18 protein-coding genes and 1 pseudogene are annotated in these 17,382 nt (G+C 37.1%); 11 read left to right on the forward strand and 8 right to left on the reverse strand.

All coding sequences use genetic code 11. The annotated features are described in order from the left end of the window. The first annotated feature begins 71 nt into the window (after positions 1-71). From MUO14_RS09500 to pgsB, 7 genes and pseudogenes are all read left to right on the forward strand, one after another. Positions 72-413: a DUF3870 domain-containing protein gene (locus MUO14_RS09500; RefSeq protein ID WP_244754985.1), complete on the forward strand. Its 342-nt coding sequence runs from the start codon at positions 72-74 to the stop codon at positions 411-413. Then, positions 413-1,612, forward strand: coding sequence for an L-2-hydroxyglutarate oxidase (gene lhgO / locus MUO14_RS09505; RefSeq protein ID WP_244754986.1), 1,200 nt, complete (start codon positions 413-415; stop codon positions 1,610-1,612). Before MUO14_RS09500 ends, lhgO begins: the two co-directional genes overlap by 1 nt. A gap of 271 nt (positions 1,613-1,883) precedes the next feature. Beyond that, positions 1,884-2,816, forward strand: coding sequence for a glutarate dioxygenase GlaH (gene glaH, locus MUO14_RS09510; protein ID WP_396265816.1), 933 nt, complete (start codon positions 1,884-1,886; stop codon positions 2,814-2,816). A 141-nt stretch (positions 2,817-2,957) separates the two neighbouring features. Beyond that, positions 2,958-3,110, forward strand: coding sequence for a hypothetical protein (locus MUO14_RS09515; RefSeq protein ID WP_244754988.1), 153 nt, complete (start codon positions 2,958-2,960; stop codon positions 3,108-3,110). A gap of 254 nt (positions 3,111-3,364) precedes the next feature. Then, positions 3,365-3,562, forward strand: a complete 198-nt coding sequence (locus MUO14_RS09520) for a hypothetical protein (protein WP_244754989.1) — start codon at positions 3,365-3,367, stop codon at positions 3,560-3,562. Positions 3,563-4,378: 816 nt separating this feature from the next. Then, positions 4,379-5,056, forward strand: coding sequence for a response regulator (locus MUO14_RS09525; protein ID WP_244754990.1), 678 nt, complete (start codon positions 4,379-4,381; stop codon positions 5,054-5,056). 1,169 nt (positions 5,057-6,225) lie between these two features. Continuing rightward, positions 6,226-7,051, forward strand: a pseudogene (gene pgsB / locus MUO14_RS09530) (poly-gamma-glutamate synthase PgsB); the annotation flags it as partial. Positions 7,052-7,175: 124 nt separating this feature from the next. On the opposite strand, the gene MUO14_RS09535 reads toward pgsB, so the two are convergent. Further along, positions 7,176-7,448 (reverse strand): HU family DNA-binding protein, encoded by a 273-nt coding sequence (locus MUO14_RS09535; protein ID WP_244754991.1) that lies wholly within the window; start codon positions 7,446-7,448, stop codon positions 7,176-7,178. Positions 7,449-7,767: 319 nt separating this feature from the next. Here MUO14_RS09535 and MUO14_RS24740 point away from each other — a divergent pair, with 319 nt between their 5' ends. Beyond that, the gene (locus MUO14_RS24740; RefSeq protein ID WP_396265817.1) at positions 7,768-8,034 is read left to right on the forward strand and encodes a recombinase family protein; all 267 of its coding nucleotides are present in this window, start codon (positions 7,768-7,770) and stop codon (positions 8,032-8,034) included. 162 nt (positions 8,035-8,196) lie between these two features. On the opposite strand, the gene MUO14_RS09540 is transcribed toward MUO14_RS24740, so the two are convergent. The 6 genes from MUO14_RS09540 to MUO14_RS09565 form a co-directional block, all read right to left on the reverse strand. Beyond that, a complete protein-coding gene (locus MUO14_RS09540) occupies positions 8,197-8,667 on the reverse strand; it encodes a hypothetical protein (protein WP_244754992.1) in 471 nt (156 codons plus the stop codon). Positions 8,668-8,961: 294 nt separating this feature from the next. Next, on the reverse strand, positions 8,962-9,336 hold the full coding sequence (locus MUO14_RS09545; RefSeq protein WP_244754993.1) for a hypothetical protein: 375 nt from the start codon (positions 9,334-9,336) through the stop codon (positions 8,962-8,964). 32 nt (positions 9,337-9,368) lie between these two features. After that, positions 9,369-9,548 carry a hypothetical protein gene (locus MUO14_RS09550; protein WP_244754994.1) on the reverse strand — a complete coding sequence of 60 codons (180 nt, stop codon included), beginning with the start codon at positions 9,546-9,548 and terminating at the stop codon, positions 9,369-9,371. A 515-nt stretch (positions 9,549-10,063) separates the two neighbouring features. Continuing rightward, complete coding sequence (locus tag MUO14_RS09555) at positions 10,064-10,855, reverse strand: ABC transporter permease (protein ID WP_244754995.1); 792 nt, start codon at positions 10,853-10,855, stop codon at positions 10,064-10,066. Position 10,856: 1 nt separating this feature from the next. After that, entirely contained in the window at positions 10,857-11,633 is a 777-nt protein-coding gene (locus tag MUO14_RS09560) for an ABC transporter ATP-binding protein (protein ID WP_244754996.1), read from the reverse strand. Positions 11,634-11,646: 13 nt separating this feature from the next. Then, positions 11,647-12,693, reverse strand: coding sequence for an ABC transporter substrate-binding protein (locus MUO14_RS09565; protein WP_244754997.1), 1,047 nt, complete (start codon positions 12,691-12,693; stop codon positions 11,647-11,649). Between the two features lie 1,197 nt (positions 12,694-13,890). On the opposite strand from MUO14_RS09565, the gene MUO14_RS09570 reads away from it, so the two are divergent. Both MUO14_RS09570 and MUO14_RS09575 read left to right on the forward strand, forming a co-directional pair. Continuing rightward, positions 13,891-14,400, forward strand: a complete 510-nt coding sequence (locus tag MUO14_RS09570) for an ImmA/IrrE family metallo-endopeptidase (protein WP_244754998.1) — start codon at positions 13,891-13,893, stop codon at positions 14,398-14,400. 12 nt (positions 14,401-14,412) lie between these two features. Then, entirely contained in the window at positions 14,413-15,639 is a 1,227-nt protein-coding gene (locus MUO14_RS09575; RefSeq protein ID WP_244754999.1) for a tyrosine-type recombinase/integrase, read from the forward strand. Between the two features lie 437 nt (positions 15,640-16,076). Here the strand turns inward: MUO14_RS09575 and MUO14_RS09580 are convergent, their stop codons facing one another. Further along, complete coding sequence (locus MUO14_RS09580) at positions 16,077-16,175, reverse strand: putative holin-like toxin (protein ID WP_244755000.1); 99 nt, start codon at positions 16,173-16,175, stop codon at positions 16,077-16,079. A gap of 904 nt (positions 16,176-17,079) precedes the next feature. Here MUO14_RS09580 and MUO14_RS09585 point away from each other — a divergent pair. Then, positions 17,080-17,316 (forward strand): hypothetical protein, encoded by a 237-nt coding sequence (locus tag MUO14_RS09585; RefSeq protein WP_244755531.1) that lies wholly within the window; start codon positions 17,080-17,082, stop codon positions 17,314-17,316. Positions 17,317-17,382: the final 66 nt, after the last annotated feature.

Below are 17,382 nucleotides of genomic sequence, written 5' to 3' on the forward strand. Positions count from 1 at the left end.
GATTTATTTGATCAGAAGAAATATTGGGTTTTGAAAGAGGCCTTTATACTTAATCGGTAAGGAGAATAGATATGCAGAATGGAAATGTTATCTTTATTGCTGGCCATGCTCGACTCCCAGAAGGCATGGCTGCGCACAGTATGTTTCATACATTAACAGTTACAGCAGAATTAGACCGTCAATACGGAGTGATTTTACAATGTTCATGCACACTGGTCACAGAGCATGGGCGAGATTTTATTCATCACCTCTTACAAGGCTACAGTTTACTTAACGGTGTTCAGGATCCGGTCAACGCGATTGAGCAAAATTATTTTGGTAAAGCTAAAAACGCAATTATTGCTGCTTTAAAAGATTTATACACCCAATATGAGGTTGTAAGAAAAGAACGCACACATGGAGTGAAGGTCTAATGTATGATTACGTGATCGTCGGGGCAGGAATCGTAGGTCTAGCCGTCGCTTATTCGATTCAAAAACATCGTCCGAAAGCATCCATCGCAATTGTAGATAAAGAAAAACAGGTAGCCACCCATCAAACAGGACATAATAGCGGGGTGATTCATTCTGGCATTTACTATAAGCCCGGGAGTTACAAAGCCCGATTTGCCAAAGCCGGTAATGAGTCAATGATTGCGTTTTGTGAAGAGCACGGCATCGCCTATGATCAGTGTGGCAAGGTAATCGTAGCAACCAGGGAAGAACAACTGCCTGCTTTACAAAAATTATATGAACGTGGACAGGATAACGGATTAACGGTTCATTGGTTAGAGCAGGAGGCTCTTTTACAACGGGAACCGTACGTGAAGGGAGCTGCAGCTATAGAAGTACCGTCTACAGGTATTGTGGATTACAAAGAAGTGAGTGAAACACTTGCACTTCTGACCAAAGAAAAAGGAGCCGATCTTTATTTAAATGCAGAGGTCAAGCGTATTGATGAACAAGATGTGGTAACGATCGAGACCAATCAGCAAACGATACGCGGGAAAAAGATGATCAACTGTGCAGGATTGCATAGTGACCGGATTGCTGAGCTGGCTGGTTATCATTTGGATATGCAAATTGTACCTTTTCGTGGAGAATACTATCAGCTAAAAGGAGAGTCTAGACATCTAGTAAAAGACCTCATATATCCTGTCCCAAATCCGGATTTTCCGTTTTCAGGTGTTCATTTCACTCGTATGATTGATGGCAGTGTAGAGGCTGGACCAAACGCTGTTCTCGGATTTAAGCGAGAAGGTTACACAAAAAAGGATTGGAGCATAACGGACTTATCCCAGGTGCTTGGCTCCACAGGGTTTTGGCGATTAGCTTCTTCTTATATGAAGGAGGGAATGGGGGAGATGAAACGTTCCTTTAGTAAAAAAGCATTTGTCAGGGGATTACAAGAATTGATCCCATCTCTTACCGAGGACGATGTTGAACCAGCACCTGCAGGAGTGCGAGCTCAGGCCATGCGTTCAGATGGTACCTTGGTCGATGACTTTTATATCATTGCAGGGAAACGCAGTTTTCATGTGTGCAATGCTCCTTCTCCAGCAGCAACTAGTGCTTTGCAAATTGGAGAAGAAGTGTTTCGCAAAATGGAAGAAAAAAACTCCTATGCAATTTAATAAAATATTTTGACAATTATATATTTATTTTGTATAGTAAAGATAACGCTTACCTCGTTAGGGAGTTTATCCTTTTCATTTCGTAAGCGCACGAATTATCATGATCATATAATTCTACAACTATAATGCTGTTTAATAGGACGTGGCCTTTCTTGATCAAAGGAAGCCGTACCGTCTGTTAGAGCCAGTCTTTCTTACCATTAAAAATGGTGAGGTTAAGGCTGGCTTTTTGTATGAAATTTGAAAAACCATTAATTTAGGAGGAATGAACATGAGTATTACGGAAAAAGAAGTACTCGACTTTACTCAAAAAACGAAGCATTACAAAATCGCTATTCATCCCCAAAGTGATCGAATGTATCATATTACGATTGAAAAGACGGCATTTGAAGCCTTTTTTGAAAAAATAAAAAATATCGAGGTACAAGAGCTCGAATATATTCCATATACGCGATTTATTGTATCAAATGCATTGCAGGAAACACTCGGCGAAGCCTTCACAAAAACAGTGCAAAGTATTTTACAAGATCGTCAAACGGGTGGTTTTACCATTGGACTCGATGAAGACATAACAGACACGGATCAATATGTTCTGTTCTCCACTGCATTAACGCATTTGATTGGAGAATGCAACTTTGATGCAATGTCAGGGAAATACTACGCCCGGTTCAAGGTAAAACATACTGATGAAAGTGATTCATACCTTCGTCAGGCATACCGATTGTTTACTTTTCACACGGACGGAACATTCGTTGACGAATCAACTGACTGGCTCTTAATGATGAAAATGCAAGAAAGAAACGCCGTGGGTGGAGAATCCCGATTGTTGCATTTAGATGATTGGGAGGAATTAGACAAGTTTTATAATCACCCTTTTGCCAGCAAAGAGATTACGTATAAAGCACCGGCAAGTAAAAACGTGAATCAGGATGTTAAAAGGAAAACCTTCTTTCATCACAATAACGAACCATGTATTTGTTTCATCGATCAATTTGCCAATCCAGCTTCGATTGAGGAAGCTAAGTATTTGCGTGATTTATCTAAATCGATGGAAGAAGATAAACATGTAGTAGAATTAGACCTTCCTGTAGGTCACCTTGTAATGGTAAATAACTTATTTTGGTTGCACGGCAGAGCAGCATTTGAAAAAAATGAGGAGCTTGACCGTGAACTCCTTCGACAACGAGGAAGATTTCAACAGTAAGAAAACTCCTTTTAAATACCAAGCCTTAATAAGTGTTAGTTTTCTTAATACAAGAGCAATTTCATTTAAAGGATAAGAGATATAAGTGGATCTGATTGAAAGACTTGATTGAAATATTACTTTTTTAGAGGGGTGTGTGTAATGACAATTAACAATAAAAATCAAAAAAAGAAAAATGATTATGAGCAATGTAATAACTTAGGAAATGAGATAGAAAAACAAAACTGCAAGGGGCTTTGCCATAACCAGAATTGTCCAAAAAAGCACAAAAATGATTCTTTTATTACGATATAAGTTTTTTAACAGTCTGTTATTATTAATTTAGAGGTTACACCTAGACGCGTCTAAAAAGATAAAAAATAATTGCAAGCTGCTGTCTGCTATTTAAAGTTATGTTGAATCAAGATAAGGGAGCACTAATGAAATAACAGCATTTTTAAATAAAGTTTCTTTAACCACCTGCCCAATTATTGAGAAATGCCCTAGGCTTTATATAACCATGTTCATGCTAAATTACATCAATCCTATTATTGCTAAGTTTGGATAACTTGTCTGTAGTAGCTTTAGAAGACGGTCTTTGGGCTGCATTGGCCTTTACAACGAAAACTTTCAACCAAGAATTAATAGATAGTATGTTAGGATTCGTGAGTGGGGTTATGATTGTAGCGAGTTTCTGGTCACTTCCTTCTCCAGCGCTTGATATGGAAGAGGGAAAAGGTCTTCTGGATAAGGGAGATTATTTTTAGGAGTCTCTAAATTTTATGCAACAATCGGACATCATTCCTTATTAAGGAATGATGTTTTTTTGGTTTAAAATAGATCGAAGGATTACTTACAACCACAGGTTCTAGACAGAGTGTACTATAATTGAACAATCGAGTAGGAGGGAGTGACTTCCCTCATCTTCCGGTAGATGGAGGTACTATGGTTTCGGCTGACTTCTGATGGCTCATCGATTCTTTGGGAATCGGTAACCACATGTGTACGAAAAATCAGAAAACATGTGGTGGCTTGTGTTTCTATTTACTGGATTGTCATTCTTTTTAGAATGGGGTATGGTTCAATCGGGGTATATGAAATTAAGCGGTTGGCACACTTGGTGGTCCATTCCTGTTTATCTGATTGTTTATGGTCTCTGGTTACCTTGGCACCTGAAGCTTATAAGGGATTGTCCAAAATCTGCTAAACCCTCATAGAAGCAGGTAAAAGATACTTCAGACGTATTTTAGAATATTCATGAAAGGGTCATTTGAAAGTTCCTGATAAATGGTTGCATGTGTTTTCGGCATTGATTCTTATTATTGGCATTTGTTTGTTCTATTTTTTCTATTATTGGGGCCAATCAAGCAGATAAACTAATATTTCTATGAATAAAAAAGTGGGATAAACAAGGTTTTATTTAACATTTAGATAGTAGTCAAAACTAATATGGGTGGTCCTCTGTTTTTTGTTCATGCAAAATAATATTAAAACTGTGCCGTTTAAATAATAAATTGATAGGTTAGGGGTATTAACATAAAATAGATAGAGAATAAGAGAGTGGGAAAGCAGGAGGGAAATCGATGACGACCACTATTGTATTAATTGACGATCATAAATTATTTCGTGAAGGTGTAAAGGTTATATTGGATTTTGAGCCTAGTTTTGAAGTCGTTGCAGAAGGCGACGATGGAATAATGGCGCTTAACCTCATAGAAAAACATAACCCTGATATTGTGTTGATGGATATTCGTATGCCTGTTATGGATGGTTTAGAAGCAACTAAAAAGGTTATAGATCTTAATCCAAATGCAAAAATGATCATTCTTTCGAATTATGATGATGAAAACTACATAACCCATGCTTTAAAAAACGGGGCGCAAGCGTACCTGTTAAAAGACGTAGATTCTAATTCCCTATTAGAAGCCATTAAAGTGGTCGATAATGGAGGATCCTACTTACATCCGAAAGTGACCCACCGTTTAGTAACGGCATATCGCCGTCTATTAGAAAGCACCGGGGTGAATCCATTCCAACCGGTAGAATATCGCAAACCACTTCATCTTTTTACACGCCGTGAATGTGAAATACTGCAACTGCTGGCGAACGGAGTTAGTACACGTGATCTTGCTGAATCGCTTAATATCAATGACAACACGGTTAAACACCATGTGAGCCATATTTTGAAAAAAATGGGGGTTAATGATCGCACACAGGCTGTCATTACAGCCATTAAAAAAGGCTGGGTAGAAATGGTCTGATAGATAAAACTAGGCAATGATTGGAACCTTCCCCCATTGCCCTCTTTAATGTTAACTTACTACCTCAGACTACACCCGTCCCCCTCTTTACAGGGCCAATTCACTGATTAAGCTTCATATATTTTATCAACGTTCCGCCAACAAAGAAACTATATTTTCCAAAAACAGGGGAGGATTTGATAGAGACAGTGTAAACTTCATGACTCTCTCTTACCTCCTTATCGTACCCTTTTCCTCAATTCCCGGCACAAGCCATACTCATCTTGACTTACACTCGTTATGACTGTATCGGTACATTTATAGTCGATAACCTTATCCCAATCCATTGAGCGTTTCCTAATTTGATAGTTGGAATCAGCTCATTCCTTCTAAACATTCCGCTTTACAACATCGATTGTAAGCTTCTCTGTCCCATACTCCCATCAGTTAAAGATTCCAGCAACTCCTTCCTCTCTAATAAAAAAAAGGTGCGTCACTTTCATTCCCTCATGTTAGATAACATCGAATACACAGAATTTAATCCAATGACCGGTAGAATTTAAATGACATCCTCCAGCCGAAGTTCTTTGCTTCTTTTGTATGTACCACAGCGTAAGCAGATCCTGGAAGTTACATCGATTTTATGCCCCTTCTTACTCATTTTACAACGTATCTTTTTGATTCTTTTTGGTAATTTCATAATTTTACTCCCCCTCAAAATGTTTTAAATTCTAGGTAGAACGCAAAAATATTGATTTTTATTACCTGCTTCATAAGTCTCCTTTAATATTACATTTATATTACATAATTGTCCATATTTAAATATTTAAACTTTCCTAACCTTATTATAACAACATCTATCCCATATATATTTGTTAAAATATGATTAATTTTTCTTCACAAAAAATTTATAAAACTGTAAACGTCATATAGTATAGGTCATGCATACTAGAAAATTATTAAAAAATTCAGATTAACAGGTAAGGAGAGCAAGCCAATTATTTGGGGGAGTGTTTATATAAACATTTACAAATCACAATTTCACAAAAGACCGTTCAAGAAACCGGATATAAACGTTGGAGATTTTTTTAATCTCCATTACATAATGGCGGTCAAACTGTCATAAACCCCGTTGTACATACCGTCAAATCCCATTTGGACAACATGATAATCGGAAAGGAAGAAGGTGAATAGTCCTTTTGACTACATCACTTTTTGCTGTTCTCATTTTGTTTCTCGGGATCTATGAAAAACAAAAACATCAAAGCAATGTTGATTCCATTCCAATACGTATCAATATTAACGGGGTAAGGGGAAAATCAACAGTTACCCGTTTAATTACCGGCATGATTATGGAAGCCGATTATAAAACGATAGGAAAAACAACAGGTACGTCGGCTCGCATGATTTATGGTCCTGAAAATGAGGAACCGATTAAACGAAAACCCGAGAGCCCAAATATTCGTGAACAAAAAGAAGTCATTACGAAAGCCTCAAAATGGATATGGAGGTACTCGTTAGTGAGTGCATGGCCGTAAATCCGGATTATCAGGTTATTTTTCAAGAGCGTATGTTACAAGCCAATATAGCTGTAATTGTCAATGTTTTAGAGGATCACATGGATTGGGACCAACATTAAAAGAAGTGGCTGAATCATTTGCTGCTACCATTCCAAACGGAGGGTACTTGATTATAAACGATAGTGAGTTTGTGCCCTATTTTAAAGAGGAAGCCCTACATAGAAATACGAAAGTCATTATTTGTGACACGTCACGCATATTCGAGGACTTTTTGAAGGGATTTGAGTACATGGTATTTCCGGAAAACGCTGCATTAGCGTTAGCCGTGGCAGATGTACTGGGGATTGATGAAAAAGTAGCATTTCAAGGCATGTTGAATGCGAATCCAGATCCTGATCCTGGGGCGATGCAAACTATTCCCATCGGGGACGTAGACAATCCTTCTTATTTCGTCAATGGTTTTTCTGCTAATGACCCTACTTCTACGATTAATATTTAGCACCGTGTAAAAGAGCTTGGATACCCAACTGAAAAGCCCGTGATCATTATGAATGCTCATAGGGGGGGCAGCTCCCAAGGCAAAATAAAAAGTGAACATCTAACGCTCACTTTAAGTTACCTTATTTTACTGCTTCTTTAAGGCTCTTTCCTGACCTGAATCCAGGTACCTTACTTGCTGCTATTTCTATTTCCTCACCTGTTTGCGGATTACGACCTTTACGTGCAGACCTTTCTTTTACTTCAAAGTTACCAAAACCTATTAATTGAACACTCTCTTCGCTTGAAAGTGCTTCTGTAATAGATTCCAAAATTGAATCAACAGCTTTACCTGCATCGTTCTTAGATAGCTCAGATACCTCAGCAACTTTATTAACTAATTCTGTTTTATTCATTACGTATCTCTCCTTCTTTGATAGTAACACACTCTTTTTTACCATATATCCCCTAGTTATTAAGGGAAAGATTAATTTCCAATTATTCACCCATGGCCTTGGTTGCATATTACTTTCTTACTCATGGAATAAAAAAAGAAGATCAAATACTGATTCTTGACTCGGTAAGCTAAGTGTTCATATTAGTTCTATAACCTTCGGCTAAAATTTTTTTCAAGCCAACTTAAGTTTCAATCAGTTTTTACTGAGACGTTTATATAAACTGTGAATTTCAGTGGTAAACGGCAAATTTATTTAGAGCTAATTGAATTGGACCGAATTGGGGCAGTCAAAACACCTACTGGATCTCATTTACGATTTCCAGGAGAAAAGGATTAGTTTCGTTTCCATTAATAGAAATATCGATACGATTACTACAGCAATGGAGAATCTCGTCTTTGCGATCTTCAGTGGTCTGGATCAGTTTGAGGTGACATTATTTCAGAGGAACGAAATCAGGGTTGAATGCAGCCAGAGCCCACGGGCGAAAAAGTGGGAGACCAAACTAAAAACGGGAAGTGCCAACATGGTCAGCGCCACAATGTAGCACCCGAGACCATATATCTACCTCAATATCCAGAAAGTCCTTAATTATCCCAAGCAGTAAAATAGGACTATCCAACAGATGCATACCGTGATCAGTTCTGGGTAGCGATTAGACAATATAGCTTAATTGAATATTCGTAAAAGGATGATTTCAGCCCCAAATTCATGTGATTGGGATCACCTTTATACTTTCGTCCGGATACACTCGATATTCATAGACTCTTTTATCTTTATTGTTTAAGTAATAAGCGGTAATTCTATTTATAGTATTGCTCTCTTGATTCCAACCTATAAAAACCTGAAGTCCAATATCCCCACTTTGAATACCTTCAATGTCAACAATATCGTATTCGTTTTCAAATGAATATTCTTTAACGGTATTAATATCATAACGCCATGTTAATGATCCATCCATCATGTTGATAACAACGCTTTTGTCTTCTCCTAAAACCTCAATAACCTCTTTTTTTGTTTGATCAACTTCTAATTCATACTTAATAGTTTCCAAATCAACCTTTGCCTTAACCACTTTTTCAGTAGATGAGCTACTTGCCTCGACCGCATTATCAAATCCACCGATCAATACCAGTGACAAAGACAAGAGAACAGTTCCTAAAGTCTTTTTTAAGACCACATTTAATCCCTCCTTTTAATGTGTTTCTTCATCCTCTAAATACAATCCCATCTTTCAATTTTGTGCCAACTTGAACACCTGCAAGGAATATTTTCCAACTAATATTACTTTTTGACCTTCTGGAAGTACTTTCGTAATAACATCTAAGCTTTCTATATTTCCTTTTCTTCCCTGCTTTCTTAGCTTGTTATTCGTGTGGCGGTGGCGCACCCCATTTTAAAGCAGCATGGGTTAACACCTCTAACAATCTATATTTATTATCGTTCGACTCAATCTATGGTAATATTTGCCTTCTCAAAAATAGCTGTCATATTCATTCTTATTGCAATAGGGAATATTAAGAATCCTTCCTATGTAATATTGTCCTAAGGAGATTGACATTTTTGAAATTTCAGGATATGGAATCAACACTCGATAACCATCTACAGCAGCTGCATAAAAAGTTTCTACAACTGAGGCATTAAACATCATATTAAATCTATTAGCATGTGCAGTTACATCTGAGAATCTCTCAACCCATTTTTCTTCAAATTTCCGATCAAATTCCCTGTCATTTACTATCGAAAATCTTATATCTTTTTCATACACGTATCTTCCAAAATCATCATCATACAGCCAATCGGCTCTGGCGGAATTAGCAATGGTTTTGATAAAATTACTATAGTTCATAGAATATCTCCTTTTAAGGATGTACAACCCTATTAAAGAACTCGAACAACCTTTGTTTTATACAATTTTTCTATTTTCCTAAATTGATCAATCTCTGTTGATCCTCGTACGCCTTTGTCTTTGACATAAGAAAATACCTCAAGCAATTTTTCTTTTGCTTCTTGTTCGGTCATTTTGTTTATTAGACCAGATAATTCTTCATATCTATCCATTTATACACACTCCTTTATAACTCCTTTCGTTATGAAAAGAGTAAAATCCTGCTATATTATGTAATATTGATCATTAAAAATTTCCAGCTAATTTTGTTTAATATATCTAGTGCTAATGGCTTGATACTGCATATCTTTATTAGTATGAGATCTTGGATCTCTGTTCTCCCCATTTTATTTTTAAGGCTCACCATCTTTGAACGGAGTTTGGACGTCCTAGCAAATAAGTAACACAATAAATGTTGGGTTACTTATTTGCTTTTTATTTGTATGATTTTTCAAGAACCTTTTTTATTGTAGATTAAAAGTAAGTGATTTAAAATTTGTTTATAGAAGTATGATGCACATCCTAAAGTTGCATCAAAAAACAATTTCACGCAAGTTGGCGATTTTAAAACCATTTAAATCGTTGGTGCCGGCCTGGTACCTTTTACTTAAAAAAAAGCTATTCTAAGGTGAAAAGTAATCACCTATTAGGACAGCTTTTTTCTTAACTAGAGCATTTTTTACTACCGCTAACTCCAAGGTATTAGCTTATGTTCCAACCATTGTAGTCCTCGGTTAAAAATTAATCCAAGCAAGGATAAAACGAGAACGCCAACCATCAGTTTTGTGGTAATCATCAGATTTCCGTAATGCAGTACCATTGAGCCAATACCTTTCTGAGCGGCAATCATTTCTGCAGATACGAGCAAAAGAAGTGATGTTCCTGCCGCAAGCTTTAATCCCGCAAAAATCATTGGGAGCGCCCCTGGCAATATTACTTTTCGAATGACATTAATGTGATTTGATCCAAACGTAACTGCTGCTTTAATCAGCATCTGATCCACGTTTTTCACTCCGGAAAATGTATTAATTACTACCGGGAAAAAGACACCTAAGGAGATAATCGTAACCTTTGATAATTCTCCTATACCTAGCCATAAAATAAACAAAGGCAACAAGGCAATCTTGGGAATCGGATAAATAGAATATATAATTGGGGTTACAATGGCATCAGCCCATTTAGAAAAACCAACGATAAGTCCAATTATGATTCCAAACGTTGCCCCAATTGAATATCCAATAACAATTCGATATAAGCTTGCAAAAAGATTCTCATGCAATTCGCCACTTACTATCATACCCCATCCAGCTATTAAAATAGCTGAAGGTGCAGGTAGAAATAGAGGAGGGATAATATTCAAACTCGTTATGATTTCCCACAATATTAATATACCTGCCAAGCCTAAAACAGACGCATAGACCGGAATCCTTTTCTCTAGAAATGCAACCCGGTTCGTAATTATTTGACGCTGCTTTTCCATGTTATCCCCCCTCCTTTAAAGCTACTGCCGCATCATGGCGGATAAGCTGCCAGATTTGATCCGCGTACTCTTCAAACTGGGTACGGTATTTCTCCGCTTTCCTTCCCACTTTTGGCAAATCAATGTCGATGATACGCTTTATTTGACCCGGGTGTCGGGATAATACAATCACCCTATCAGCCAAATAGACAGCTTCCTGAATATTATGGGTTACATAAAGCGTGCTTAATTTCGTACGGTTCCATATTGTCAGAAGTTCTTCCTGCATCAACGTACGGGTTTGTTCATCAAGAGCAGAAAAAGGTTCATCCATTAACAGTAAGTCAGGTTCTATCGCAAGTGCTCTGGCAATACCTGCTCTTTGCTTCATACCCCCTGACAACTGTTTGGGAAGTGCGTTTTCAAATCCGTTTAAACCAACCATGTCAATGTAGTAATCCCCTATTTCTTTTTGCTTTTGGTTACTGAACTTTTGCTCTTGCAGGCCATAAATCACATTTTCATAAACGGTGCGCCATGGGAACAAAGCAATTTCTTGAAATACAATTCCTAAATTTGGACGCTTTTTTTCCATTCCTTCAAAGTAAACTTCACCGTTTGTCGGGGACATTAAACCGCCGACAATGTTTAAAAGTGTGGACTTTCCACAACCGCTCGGTCCAACAAGTGCGACAAATTCTTCTTCTCTAATAGCAAAGTTGATATTTTTTAATGCAGTGACATCACTTTTTTTAGATCCCTTAAAGGTTTTCTCTACATCATCAATGACAATCTTCATTTACATCACCTGCCTAATTCAGCGCTTCATCTAATAATTCGGTATTTACAATGTTGTCTGCATCAATGGCTTTGTTAATTAAGCCTTCTTTCGCGTACCAATCTATCTGTGTCTGAATATCAGATGCGAGTAGTTTTCCATCACGGTCCATATATGGAAGCCCTTTTTTTATCACATCAGGATCCTGATCAGTATATTCGGCAATGATGTTAACAACTTCATCGTAATTTTCTCCAGGAACAATCTTGCCGTTTTCCTTTGTAAGTACAGCATCATAATAGAAACGAGTAGCTTTGGCATATGCTTTTAGGAATTTCTTAGCTGCTTCCTTATCATCAGCAAATGCTTGAGAGAAGAAGATTCCAGAAATCTGATAATCCATTTCCTCTCCGACTTGTGCAATTACTTTACCATACCCCTCTTCAACTACTCTTGTCACGTTTGGTTCATTTAATAGAACAGCATCCACTTGTTTACTTTTTAAAGACTCCATAAGCCCCGGTATACTATTCAACGGGACAAGTTCCGCATCATCTGCCGATAAACCGTGCTCTTCTAACAATCTACCTGTCATATAATGATAAGTAGATCCTGTTTGTGTAATTCCAATCTTTTTCCCCTTCAGCGCTTCAATGCTTTCAATCGGTGAATCATTTGGCACTAATAAGGCAGTGGAAGAATAACCTTCCTGCTCCCTTCCTTTATCTGCAGTGATAACCAGTTTTTGGCCTCCAGCTACCATGTTATACAGGCTAGCTGTAATCCCCGTTGCGCCAACGTCTACATCTTCAGATGCTGTTGCTACTGCTACCGGTTGTGCAGCCTCGAACCATTTTACGTCTGCATTAATGCCCTCCTCTTTAAAAAATCCCTTTTCTAAAGCGATAAATAAAGGTGCAGAACTTGTAAGCTTTAACATTCCAATTTCGATGGAAGTTTGCTGAGATCCTTCAGCTTCATCCGACTCTTTTGAAGCCTCTGATCCATTGGCTCCGCAACCCGCGACTCCTATCAATAGTACAAACAACGTCACAAGTCTAAATAATGTTTTCTTATTCATTTCTCTCTACCCCCAATAATAATTTTATTTTGTGATTCAAGCTTTGCTCAATCATTACATAATACTATTTATTCATAGTATCTGAATTTTTTCATTTTTAAAAGTTTTTTTACAAATTACCTCACTCTTGCGTTCCTAAGAATTTACCTTTTCTATCATATAACCCTGCTGTTAAACGAATATCGTCGGCTTTTTCTTCATTCAGTTCATAACACTTCCAGTTACCACATAAAGGAAGTGTTTTTCCATTTTTTCGCTCAAATATTGGTTGTCTCTAATATCATCCGATCTTCATCAGTTGAACTAAAATCAATATTAAACATTATCAATGCTGTCTTTCCGAACAACGAATGGAAATGAAACACTTTTGTAAAGTATTTAAGTATTTCCCATGAATTTTTCTAATCAATGATTGTAAGACACAATAAACCCAACTAAACACGACCAAAGTTAATGCTGGCGACATTAGTTTGATTATTGCCATGCGATAATAGACTGATCGATAATGCGAATTTTGTTGCTTCCCTTATTCCGTTTTTGTGCCCTTTTGTTTAATGTTTACTCAAATAAGGTGAACAGACTGTCACATAATAATAACCATCTAAATCACGTACTGAGAGTTCGTTGTGCCCCGCTAATAGATTAAGATGAGGCTTTTCGCCAATCGTTATTACGAGAGATTGTGTTCTTTCCCACGCCTCATCAAAGTCGCTAACACGAAAAAAGAGCAAGAGGCCGTTGCCAACCTCCCCATTATTAGGATCCATTAACGAGGGGTGGTCCTGATCACCCTATGGTGGAGACAAAGCATAATTTTCCATAAATATCCAAATTATGATCAAAAACCCTTTCATCATGGTGTGTATTTTTACATTTCAGCAGTGATTGATACCATTTCGAACTAGCTTCTACATCTTTTACGGCAATAATAGGTTCTGTTCGTATCATTGTGATGTTCTCACCTCCAACATTACTTACACCTTTTTAGGAGCATAATTAAAACTTCGCCTCCTTTTCAAAATTCCTTCGTTTCTTCAACAATCTGGCCTGTTCGTATAAAGTCATCTATTATATTTCCGCTCAAGGCCCATACCTTTTTGTTACATATTTATCTATCACAGCTACTCATATATAAACTTATTCATTTGAAAAATGGGAACGTACGTTTGTATAATGTTGTAAAGGAAGGTGATTAATTTGAATTTCCCAGCCTATACAACTACTGAATTAGAAGATTGGGTATCTCATTGGTATAAAAAACGTAGGTTTCTATACCCGGTAGACCTCAATATCAAGAAAATAGCTATGGAATACGAAATATTCATTCATTACAAACCACTTAAAACCGTTTACGCCCGTTTTGGAGGGTACAAAGAAATTGTTATTAATTCATCATTAAACTATATAGATCAACGTGAACAGTTTTTTCACGAGCTTTGTCACGCCGTTAGGCATGTTGGTAAACAAACAATGATGACAGCAGCCTTCCGAGAACTTCAAGAACGTGATGCAAAGCATTACACTCTATATGCTGCACTTCCTCATCACATGGTAAAAAACTACAATTTAAATGATCCTGAAATTATAGAAAGATGGTCTAATGACTTTAAGATTTCCCAGGGTCTATGTGAGGAAAGGCTTAAACAAATTAAACGTCGGGCAATAAGTACCAAGCAACATAGTAAAGGTAATTTAAGATGTATCTAGGAGGTGTACATAATGACCAGCTACCAAAGACGTGGGGATAATTCTTTTTTATTAGTCGTAGAAGCAGGATATGATGCGAAGGGTAAGCGGAAAAAGAGAACTAGAACAATACGTATAGATGATAAAGCACTACTGAAAACCAAACGTAAGCTTGAGAACTATTTACAAAAAGAGCTTGTTAGTTTTCAGATGGAGGTTGAATCTAGTGAGTATATCGCCCCGGAGAAGAGAAGTTTCCATGAGTTTGCGAGAGATTGGAAAGAAAAATATGCTAATAAGACTTTAGCACTTCGTACTCGACAAAACTATGAAGAAAAGCTCAAAAACTACATTATACCCTACTTCGGTCATAAACGAATATCTGATATTAAACCTATCCATGTTGTTAACTTTATGGATGAAACTTCTAAACCAGGTGCAGCTAAATATGCAAAAAAGGGCTTGTCTGACTCCAGTATGTACGAAATAGATAAGACATTACGCGTAATATTTAATAAAGCTGTCGAATGGCAAGTAATTAAAGTGAGTCCTATGAAAGATCTAAGCAGACCAAAAATTCGGAAAAAAGAAATGAACTATTTAGAACCTGAAGAGGTCGGCAAGTTATTTTATGCTCTAGAAAGTGAACCCCCTGCTTGGCGTATGTACTTTTTAACAGCAACTGTAGGCGGTTTGCGTCGAGGCGAAGTTATTGCTCTTCAATGGTCTGATATTGACTTTGAGAATGGGGAAATCATAGTAAAGTATAGTATTCCTACATTTGAAAAAGGTGAACCTCATATAAAAAGCACTAAAACGGATGAACGGTCTAGGCATGTAACAATGCCTCAATGGTATATGAATGAACTAAACCAGTTTAAACGTAAGTGGTTGAAGGAAAGGACGCAACTATCCGATATATGGGAAGAAGATAACTATCAATTTATTTTTCACAGTGGTACTGGAAGGCCATATTGGCCCCAAACCGCCACTGGTCGATGGATTAAAATCAAGAAGAAGTATTATATTAAAAATATTCGACTTCACGATCTTCGCCATACCATGGTTACTCTACTTATGGAAGAAGGAGAATCGTTAAAAGCAATTCAAGAACGGGCCGGCCACTCAAGTTCTAGAATCACTTCTGATATTTATGGACATCTCACAAAAAAAGCAAAAAGATCAACCGCTGACAAGTTTGAAAAATATGACCCGAACAACTTCGTTGACAATTTCTCAACAAATAGGAATCCCCATTAAAAGCGCAAAAACCGCAATCCTTATTAAATCAAAGTTTGCGGTGCTTTATTTCATCGTTTAATTCAGAGATTGAGTGAAATTGAGAAACAGAACTAATGGGGGCTAAAAATTGAATATCCATATTTAGTATTTAAAAAGGGAATAGTAAAAACACATTGGTGACCCACCACGCCTAAAAAGTAAGAGCAGCTTACCGTTATTTTTTGAATAGTTATTCCACCTGAACGGAGTAAGAAAATTGGCGGTCATTATGAGTAAGGGTTTTAACCGACTAACATTTAACCTTTTTCTGAAAATATGGTATGATAAAGACAGAAATAGGATAAATATAAGGAAAGGGATCACAGTTGTATCCTGTGACCCCCTAGATAGTTGCTCTTTAGGGCATGGACTATTGAAAAAATAGACTCACCCGGTTCTTTGGCGGAATAGGGAGTCTATTTTTTTATGCGCAAAATCGCCACAATTAAAGCAATGATCGATACAACTAGTGTACTAAAAGCGATCATAACCATCAGCGATTCATAAATGCTCACAGGCATCACCCCCTTCCGTTCCGACATGGGGATTAGCCGACACCCTATTCAACCTGCAAAAAGGCAGTATGATTAAGCAACTATCTAAGGCTGATTATACCATAGTTGAGTCGTGAATAAGACAGCCCTTTGGATAATTTTTCTTATGATCATGATTGGTTATATATGAAAATTCTTCAATAGCGCGATCCATCGTAGACCCCGTTAGGTGTAAAAAATGACTATGGAATACGGAATATTTATTCATTACAAACCACTAAAAACTGCACGGTCGTTTTGAATAGTACAAAGAAATTTTTATTAATTCATCATTGAATTACGTAGATCAACGTGAACAGTTTTATGGAAACATCACAAAAAAAGCAAACGATCCATCGCTGACAAGTTTTGAAACATATGACCCGAACAACTTCGTCAACAATTCGTCAACAAGTAGAAATCCTCATTAAAAATCAAAAACCGCAAACCTTGTTAAATCAAGGTTTGCGGTGCTTTATTTCAACGATTGATTCGGGATTTTTCACCCTGCCCCGAAGGATTGTTTATTCAGTTTTCTTATAACTAATATAAATGAAACCTGATAAAATCGCAATTAGTTAGCACTATTTATGATGTGATTAGGTTCTTTTTGGATGTTTTGATGGTTGTTGGGAGTTTGGTCACCAATTCGTCATCAATAATTAAAATAAGTGATAATCCCTCCATGGCACAGTTAATTGGTGCTAAACACCAGTCTTATCATTTAACTCTGTATAATAAATCACTAGCGTTAAAATAAAATTTGGTATAAATTTCTTAGCTATGAATGACATAAAAAAAACCCTTATAATTAGGGTATGATAGTCCTGTCCAAATCGATAAGTATGTCAAAAAGCTTGATGTTCTTACGTTTGCGAAGCTTTTCATCTATGCCCAGCTGCAAGGACTACCTAGTTTAAGGCGTATAAGTGAAAAGGTAAAACGTAAGAAACGTGTACTAAGAATGGCCGGTATCGTAAGTATCAGTAAATCGCAATTTTCCCGAAAACTAGGTGATATACTACCAGAGGTTTTCCAGTCACCCTGCATCAGTTGGTTCAAAAGCTACACCAGCTATTCGGTCCCAAGAAGACCGACAAGGCTCTTGGGAACATTCATTTGATTGATTCATCAAACCATTTCCATGTGTCTGAATTAGTATGAATGGGCCGATTTTCGAGATACAAAA

This window comes from Halobacillus shinanisalinarum (assembly GCF_022919835.1).
GTDB classification, from domain to species: Bacteria; Bacillota; Bacilli; order Bacillales; family Halobacillaceae; genus Halobacillus_A; species Halobacillus_A shinanisalinarum.

Excerpts from the sequence above, each read along its gene's own strand:
- MUO14_RS09560 (WP_244754996.1), bottom strand. The coding sequence starts at position 11,633 with ATGAAGATTGTCATTGATGATGTAGAGAAAACCTTTAAGGGATCTAAA.
- MUO14_RS09515 (WP_244754988.1), top strand. The coding sequence starts at position 2,958 with ATGACAATTAACAATAAAAATCAAAAAAAGAAAAATGATTATGAGCAA.
- MUO14_RS09500 (WP_244754985.1), top strand. The coding sequence starts at position 72 with ATGCAGAATGGAAATGTTATCTTTATTGCTGGCCATGCTCGACTCCCA.
- MUO14_RS09575 (WP_244754999.1), top strand. The coding sequence starts at position 14,413 with ATGACCAGCTACCAAAGACGTGGGGATAATTCTTTTTTATTAGTCGTA.
- MUO14_RS09550 (WP_244754994.1), bottom strand. The coding sequence starts at position 9,548 with ATGGATAGATATGAAGAATTATCTGGTCTAATAAACAAAATGACCGAA.
- lhgO (WP_244754986.1), top strand. The coding sequence starts at position 413 with ATGTATGATTACGTGATCGTCGGGGCAGGAATCGTAGGTCTAGCCGTC.
- MUO14_RS09565 (WP_244754997.1), bottom strand. The coding sequence starts at position 12,693 with ATGAATAAGAAAACATTATTTAGACTTGTGACGTTGTTTGTACTATTG.
- MUO14_RS09555 (WP_244754995.1), bottom strand. The coding sequence starts at position 10,855 with ATGGAAAAGCAGCGTCAAATAATTACGAACCGGGTTGCATTTCTAGAG.
- MUO14_RS09525 (WP_244754990.1), top strand. The coding sequence starts at position 4,379 with ATGACGACCACTATTGTATTAATTGACGATCATAAATTATTTCGTGAA.
- MUO14_RS09545 (WP_244754993.1), bottom strand. The coding sequence starts at position 9,336 with ATGAACTATAGTAATTTTATCAAAACCATTGCTAATTCCGCCAGAGCC.
- MUO14_RS09535 (WP_244754991.1), bottom strand. The coding sequence starts at position 7,448 with ATGAATAAAACAGAATTAGTTAATAAAGTTGCTGAGGTATCTGAGCTA.
- glaH (WP_396265816.1), top strand. The coding sequence starts at position 1,884 with ATGAGTATTACGGAAAAAGAAGTACTCGACTTTACTCAAAAAACGAAG.